Source organism: Pedobacter agri PB92 (assembly GCF_000258495.1).
Lineage (GTDB): Bacteria > Bacteroidota > Bacteroidia > Sphingobacteriales > Sphingobacteriaceae > Pedobacter > Pedobacter agri.
Genome location: NZ_AJLG01000241.1, coordinates 1 through 5,805 on the forward strand (window position 1 = coordinate 1; position 5,805 = coordinate 5,805).

The window sequence follows — 5,805 nt, forward strand, 5'->3', positions numbered from 1 at the left end:
TTTTTTTATCGAATATTTAACCTTTTGATATCTTCTTAGCCTTGTGCTGGCGGATTTGAAACTATCGGAGCTTTATCTCTATCTCTTCGGCCCATTCCTTTTCTCATTTTCTCACCCTTCTCTCTGGCTTCTGCTCTTACTGCTTCCAGTTTAGTTTTTTGTTCTGCTGTTAATACGGCATCGATTTTAGCTTTTTGAGCCTGCATTGTTGCTCTGCCTTCTTTCATCTTTTCTTTCCTGTCTGCCTGATCTTGAGATCTAAAAGCATCAACCTTTTTGGCATTTTCTAACTCGATTGCATAAATCTTGGTTTTCTGATCAGCAGTTAAACTTAGTTCTTTTTCTAATCTCGCTGTTGCCTTTTCAGCCCGCTGTTCGGCAGTCATTTTTGGCATTGGTTTTCTAACTCTTTTTGTTGAGTCTTGAGCAAATGCAGCAGTTAAACCCATCACCGCAATTGCTATTGTTAAAATCGCTTTTTTCATGTCTATTTTTTTTATGTGTTTGTTTTATAATAGATATGAATTTTGCAAAACAGTTTAATCAGAATAAGTTAAAAAGTGTTAATTTTTATTAAGCTGCGAAATAGATTTTTGCATTTGCGCCATCATCTGTGTTAGGGTCTCCATCGTTGGGTCAGGTGCCGGTTCAGGGAGTGATGTAGAGATATAAGCTTTTGCTCTCCAGATTTCAAGAATGTCATCAGCCGCGATGGTGTAAGGATCATAGACCTTATTATCAGATATAAGTTTTAAATCTTTATTTTCTTTAAAACGATTGCCCGCTCTTTTATACACAACACCTTCGTTTTTACTTATTACTACATAAGTTTCACCGGTTTTTACCTCGTTCCAGTTGTCGAGGTACTCACCAATAATTACACTTCCTGGTTGCACTGGTAACATACTATCACCCATAATTTCAAAAGCACGGAAAGTTCCCTGTCTTAATGCGGCTAACGGAAGCTGAAATTTAGGAAGATCACTTATATATTGTGGATCGGAGAAACCATTTAAGTAACCGGCACTGGCTTTAACTGGTACCAATTCAATGTTCTCTTTATCATTTTGATCAACAGAAATGCTGAGCACTCTTAAATTCGAACCAGAGCTTTTAGGCTTTGGTTTCCAGCTGTCGCTAATCTTTTCGTTGATAAATTCATCTATAGTTAGATCAAAATATTCTGCTATTTTTTTTAGTAATTCATATTTTGGTTCTGCCCGGTCTTCTTCATAAGCGCCAATTAGCGAACGCTTAATTTCCATAATATCAGCGAAATTCTGCTGTGTGTGACCTTTTTTCTTCCTGAGGTACTTTAAATTATTTGAAATATTCGACATAAAAATAAATTTTAAAATAAATTTGGAATTACTAAAATAGTTAGTAATTTTATGCTCATAAAGTTAGTAATATTATTTTGAATTGCAAGAGGATATACTAAATAGTTTAGTTTTAATTCGATAATCCGTTTTTTATGAAAAAGTTTGTTTACATCGTTACTGACAGAAACCGTACAAGCATGCATGTTGGCATGAGTTCTGATTTAATTAAAACATTAGATTTTTATAAGCAGATGCCAAACTTATTTTTTGATAATGGAAAGCAATTGACGCGTTTGGTTTATTTCGAGGAGTTCAAAACTGAAGCTCAAGCACTGGCCAGATTCAAAGTGATCAGCCGCTTTACCCGGGTGCAAAAGGAGAGATTGGTAAGGTCTTGTAATCCTGATTGGATAGATTTAACCATTGGTTTAGATTTCGAGAATATTTTGTTGCATAGAAATATCACTAACCAGGTGAAGTTGGCTTTTACGAGTTTGTCGTAAATAGATAAAATGATCTGGGCATTGTTTGTTATTGCCTTTGATATAATTTAGTTTTTATAAAAATCGTTATTGGTTTTCCATTTTTCATCGGACCCTGGCAATCCCATTCAGATAAATAATTTCACAGACGATATTGCTTCAATGGGTGAGAAGTCGATTACGCAATGATGGAAAAACTATTCTGAAACTTTTTTAAGAAAACTCTTTTCCAATTCATTAATCTTTTCAAAGTATTCATTCTTATTCATGAAAACTTTTGGATTATAAACTGCGCCAGGTTTACGTTTATCATGAAGATTGAATTGGCTGGCATGTGATGCTACCCACAAATTGAAGTCAATATTTTTCATTGCTTTAAAAGTTTGAATGTAATCTCGCTCAATATTTGGATAATCTTTTATCTCTGAAAACTTTCTATCTACAATAACCGAAGGGAAATTAGCAATCAAAACTTTATAGGTTGAGGCTCCATCTTTTGTATTAAACAAAAAACTGCAAGATCCTTTGGTGTGACCGGGATGATGAAGCATAGTAATGATCGTACTCCCTAACTTGATTTGTTCGTTATCTTTAAGCAAACGATCTGGTGTAACGGGCTTAAAGGTAACACCATATTTACCAAGCTCATAATCAGATTTGCCACCTGTTTTGAGTTCGTTTGCATCTTTTTCATCAACAAAGAGTTTTGCACCTGTTTCTTTTTTAATATCAGCCATAGCGCCCAAATGATCGAAATGCGCCTGAGTGAGTAACAGAATTTTGATGGCTTTATAATCAAAACCTAAACTTTTAATGTTCTCTTTAATAATAGGCAATGAATTGGCTAATCCTGTATTGATTAAAATATTACCTTGATCCGTTACAACTAAATAGGAAGCTAAATCATAAGTGCCAACATAATAAAGATTGCCTGCTATTCTAAATGGTTCGGTTTTTTGCGACCATTCTTTTGGATTGTTAACCGGCTCAGTTACATTTTGAGCCATTGACATCAGCCTAAAAGACATCAGAACTATTAAGGCAATCTTCTTCATATTATAATTTTTAATTTACAATGGCATTAACCATATCATAAAACTTACCAGCCAGGAGCGAAGGTTAAACCGAAAACACCAGTTTTAACATCTTTGCGTTGGAAAGGTATTGCATAATACGGCTCCAATACAAAATAACCAAACACGTTAACACGCAGCGATATACCTACACTCATCGCCGGCACACGCTCATTGGTTGCCTGATAAGTAACCTGTTTTCCTTGGCTATCAACAACGGGAACACCGTTTGCATCTTTAACAACCTCTGTTGTGTATGTTGGTTCGCTTTTGAACTTCACTTTAGTATCGTTCGTCCATGCCAAACCTGCATCAAAAAATAGGTTTAAATCACTAAATAATAATTTTGATGGAACTGCAGCCAATTTTTTAGGTCCGGTGAAGGGTAATCTCAATTCAAAATTGAATACAGCAATCTTACTTCCCGTTAATTGATTGATGTCAAAAGATTCTGAAGATTGCGCTGAAGTTGTTTTGTAGATTGAATTTGATTCATAACCTCTAATTAAATAAGGATAACCCACGTACATTGGATACAGGCGGTCAGCATCTTTACCAATTCTGAAAGTATTATAAGATCTGGCCGCAACGGTTACAGGCTTCAACCTCCAGTATTTTCTTAAATCTGCTGTCGCACCAGCAAAGTTGTAGGTTCCAAAATATTTTTCTCCGGCCACCCGGTATCTAAAACCGTCTAAAGGTCCGGTTAAGCCAAATATCGAATTGTCGCCAACAAAGCCCGCGTTAAGTTGATAAAGTGTAAATGACCTGAAAGGTACGCCATAATCTAAAGTAGCCTGATCATTATCTAACCGTTTCCGATCTGAACCAATGTAATAACCAGCGTTGTTGTAATAATTACTATACCTGTCAATCCTATAGCTATAGTGAGAAAATGCTCCTCCAAGTTCAAATCTGTGCTTTTTACTAAATGGGTAGGCTCCGAAAATTTGCAACTGATCTTCAAAAGTTCTGATGATATCTGTTCGCTCACTCAAGGCGTCAATGCTTGTATTGTTGTCGGCGGGCAGCTTTTCGTAACCATAAGAACTAAATCCCGATACGTAAGGAATATGCGAAATGGCGGCTCCCCAATTAATTCTGCTTTTTTGATTGATGTAACCTACCAAACCACCCGCATCATAAATTTCTCCGTTAACCGAGATATTGGCGATGATTTGATTGGTACCTAAAATATCACTGAACATTCCAACAATACCGCCCGAAACACCTGTGCCAAACCTGCTCGTAGATACGCCTACGCCACTGTTAGCCAAATAGTCTAACTTAAATTTCGGCCTGTAAGCAACAGTTTTCATCGAATCAGCAATGATTTTTTCAAACCTATCAAAGTTGTTCAAGTTAGAATTGATGATATTTACACCGAAATTCTCCATCGGTGGTAAAATGGCTGCATCAAAGTTTTCTTCCTGGTTACCAATTCTTTTGGCTTTGAAACTACTCAACGGAGCATTGTAAAGCGTGTAGCGCTGATAACGATAGTAGCTGTAAACAATATCATCTGTATTAGATACTGATATCGCTGGTGAAAATTCGGTGATACCACTAATACCTGTAAAATAATCGGTCAACTGATCTACCGTATTATCTGCAAAATTGTATTTGTAGAGGTTTCTAAATCCATCTCTGTTTGATAGAAAATAAATATTCTGGCTGTTGGCGGAAAACTGTGCATTGAGATTATTCGCACCTGGAAATACATCCAAATTACTTACGGCTTTCGAGGCGATATCATAAATCGCCAGATTAATAGATAGTACCGCATTAATGTTTTTATTTTGAATGGCGGCACGATCTGAAGAGAAAACAATCTTTTTTCCGTCAGGAGAGAAGCTTGGTGCATAATCAGAGTATTCATCATTGGTGATTTGCGTAATCACTTTTGTATCCAAGTTATAGGAAAAAATATCACTTTGTCCTTCCACCATGCCCGAGAACGCAATGTCTTTTCCATTTGGCGACCAGGTTAAGTTTCCAAATTGTTGTACTTGTTCCATTGCAGTTTGCGAAACGGTACTTCCATTTGCCACATTGATAATCATCATCTGGTTTTTACCATGACTGAAAATACTGAATGCAAATTGCTTACTATCCGGCGACCAGGCACCAGCCGATTCAATAAAATTAAAATCATCAATGTGCCCATTAGAAATTTGGCTGGTGAGCTTTCGGATAATTCTCCCAGTTTTCGCGTCAGCCAAAAACAAATCAATACCAAATAAATCTTTTTCAGACATGAAGGCCACATACTTTCCATCAGGACTTAAGGCAGGAGCCACATTCATGTTACCTGCGTTTTTATTATCGATGATTTTGGTTCCGGTAATCTTAATTTGCGAACTATCGGCTTTTAACATCGGCTTGTAATGCGCATCAATGGAATTTTTCCATAACCCCGATAATGTCTTATCATCGTAACCGAACGTGTATTTAATGGCATTTTCATAACCGTATTTGGCTGTATTTTTAAATAACGGTACAATGGTTGTATCTCCATACTGCGATCCAATGTAAGTCCAGAAAGCCTGCCCGTAGCGATATGGAAAGTATTTGTTGGAGTTGGTCAGATCTTTTAACGATGGAATATCTCTGTTCAACATAGCATCACGCATCCACATGGAAGTGAATGCATCTTTTTTGCCAATAGATAGATATTCAGCCATGCCTTCAACCATCCATAGTGGCGTTTGGCCAACATTTTCTAAACTGATCGAATCTTTCTCCAATAGAATATGATACTGAAAAGCGTGAACCAACTCATGTCCTAGTACATGGCGGGTTTGACTATTCAATTCCATAACCGGCATGATCACCCGGTTTTTCAATGCTTCAGTTACACCGCCGGTTCCAATCCCAATTTCTCCCTGCAAGGCAGTAGTTTGCTGAAAATCTGGATGATTGTTATAT

The 5,805-nt window shown here is 36.8% G+C and carries 5 protein-coding genes; 1 reads left to right on the forward strand and 4 read right to left on the reverse strand.

Translation table 11 applies throughout. From position 1 onward, the window contains the following. Positions 1-35: 35 nt before the first annotated feature. Positions 36-485: a hypothetical protein gene (locus tag ON09_RS21990; protein WP_010603231.1), complete on the reverse strand. Its 450-nt coding sequence runs from the start codon at positions 483-485 to the stop codon at positions 36-38. Positions 486-563: 78 nt separating this feature from the next. Then, entirely contained in the window at positions 564-1,340 is a 777-nt protein-coding gene (locus ON09_RS21995; RefSeq protein ID WP_010603232.1) for an XRE family transcriptional regulator, read from the reverse strand. A 134-nt stretch (positions 1,341-1,474) separates the two neighbouring features. On the opposite strand from ON09_RS21995, the gene ON09_RS22000 reads away from it, so the two are divergent. Beyond that, the gene (locus ON09_RS22000; RefSeq protein ID WP_010603233.1) at positions 1,475-1,825 is read left to right on the forward strand and encodes a GIY-YIG nuclease family protein; all 351 of its coding nucleotides are present in this window, start codon (positions 1,475-1,477) and stop codon (positions 1,823-1,825) included. 176 nt (positions 1,826-2,001) lie between these two features. Here the strand turns inward: ON09_RS22000 and bla are convergent, their stop codons facing one another. Next, positions 2,002-2,859, reverse strand: coding sequence for a subclass B3 metallo-beta-lactamase (gene bla / locus ON09_RS22005; RefSeq protein ID WP_010603234.1), 858 nt, complete (start codon positions 2,857-2,859; stop codon positions 2,002-2,004). Positions 2,860-2,903: 44 nt separating this feature from the next. Continuing rightward, on the reverse strand, positions 2,904-5,805 hold a 2,902-nt coding region (locus ON09_RS22010; RefSeq protein WP_010603235.1), incomplete at its 5' end, for a basic secretory protein-like protein.

Excerpts from the sequence above, each read along its gene's own strand:
- bla (WP_010603234.1), bottom strand. The coding sequence starts at position 2,859 with ATGAAGAAGATTGCCTTAATAGTTCTGATGTCTTTTAGGCTGATGTCA.
- ON09_RS22000 (WP_010603233.1), top strand. The coding sequence starts at position 1,475 with ATGAAAAAGTTTGTTTACATCGTTACTGACAGAAACCGTACAAGCATG.
- ON09_RS21995 (WP_010603232.1), bottom strand. The coding sequence starts at position 1,340 with ATGTCGAATATTTCAAATAATTTAAAGTACCTCAGGAAGAAAAAAGGT.
- ON09_RS21990 (WP_010603231.1), bottom strand. The coding sequence starts at position 485 with ATGAAAAAAGCGATTTTAACAATAGCAATTGCGGTGATGGGTTTAACT.